The 1,299-nt window shown below is 70.5% G+C and carries 1 protein-coding gene; it reads left to right on the top strand.

Annotated features, from left to right (window positions below; translation table 11 throughout):
• Window positions 1-102 precede the first annotated feature (102 nt).
• A complete protein-coding gene (locus AB0C69_RS42375; protein ID WP_360362625.1) occupies window positions 103-1,257 on the top strand; it encodes an acyltransferase in 1,155 nt (384 codons plus the stop codon).
• The last annotated feature ends 42 nt before the right edge of the window (window positions 1,258-1,299 follow it).

Here is a 1,299-nt window from a genome sequence, read left to right as displayed (position 1 = left end):
CCCGGCGCCGGGCGGCCGTCCTCACCGCCGGTGAGGGCGGAGCCGGTCATCCCTTGATCGCGGTCCACGCCTGGGTCCACCGGGAACGGCATCTGGGCCATCATGCTGAACCGGGTGGCGGTCGCCTTCCCGATCTGGTTCGTGATGACCGGCTACCTGCTGTACCGCGCGTTCGCGCTGTACACGCTCACCGGCGAGCGCAGGCCGAACGTCAAGCGCTACTTCTGGCGGCGGGCGCTGCGGATCCTGCCCGCCTACTGGGTCCTGACGATCACCGCTCTCCTCGTGCTCAACCGCGACAGCATCCACGGGGCCTGGGAAGTGATCCGCCCGCTGCTCCTGCTGCAGATCTGGGAGCACGGCGCCATTCCCATGGGGATGATGCACACCTGGAGCAACGCCAACGACTTCCTGTTCTACCTGGCCATGCCGGTGTTCGCCTGGCTCCTCCACCGCTACGCGCGGCGCGCCGAGACCCACGAGGCACGGGTGAAGCGGCTGCTCGTGCCGCTGGCCGTCCCGGTGTTCATCGGCTTCGCCTTCTTCACCTGGCTCCATTTCCCGCAGTTCCGGGACGACCCGATGAAGCTGTGGCCGACGCAGTACTTCTGGCCGATGAGCTACATGGGCTGGCTCTCGGTGGGCATGATGCTGGCCGTGCTGTCCGCCGCCGCGGAGACGCGCCCCGACGCGGTGCCGCGGGTGTACCGCCTGATCGGCCGGCACCCGGGCAAGCTCTGGCTGGGAGCCCTCGGCATCTTCGTCCTGGCCTGCCTCTCCCCGCTCGCGGACTACCGCCTGGTGGACTACGTGCCGGCGCCGGCCGCGGCCGCCGACTACTGGCTCTTCCTCGCGTTCTCCGTGGCCGTCTTCGCGCCGCTCACCGTCCCGGGCGTCCGGTTCAAGGTGGCGGGCCTCATGCTGGACAACTCGCTGCTGCGGTTCTTCGGCCGGATCTCCTACAGCGTCTACCTCTGGCACATCTTCGTCTACGCCAAGTTCGTCGGGCCGCTCTTCGCACCCGAGATCGGCGGCTACTGGGAGGTCCTGGCCGTCGAGCTGGCGCTGTGCGTGATGGTCGGCTACGCGAGCTACATCGTGGTCGAGAAGCCGTTCCACATGCTCCGGCCGCGGCTGGGCAAGGCGCCGGTCGAGTTGAGCGTCGCCGTCAGCACTCCCGCCGAGGCGGCGCCCGCCACGGCTGGCGCGGCTGGCACGGCTGGCACGGTGCGCGCCCCCCGGGACGCGCAAGCCTGACCGACGCCCGCGGCGGGCGGGACGGCGCCCCGGCCCGTCCCG

The organism is Actinomadura sp. NPDC048032 (assembly GCF_040653175.1).
GTDB classification, from domain to species: Bacteria; Actinomycetota; Actinomycetes; order Streptosporangiales; family Streptosporangiaceae; genus Spirillospora; species Spirillospora verrucosospora.
This window is presented reverse-complemented; position numbering and strand designations above follow the sequence as displayed.

Excerpts from the sequence above, each read along its gene's own strand:
- AB0C69_RS42375 (WP_360362625.1), top strand. The coding sequence starts at position 103 with ATGCTGAACCGGGTGGCGGTCGCCTTCCCGATCTGGTTCGTGATGACC.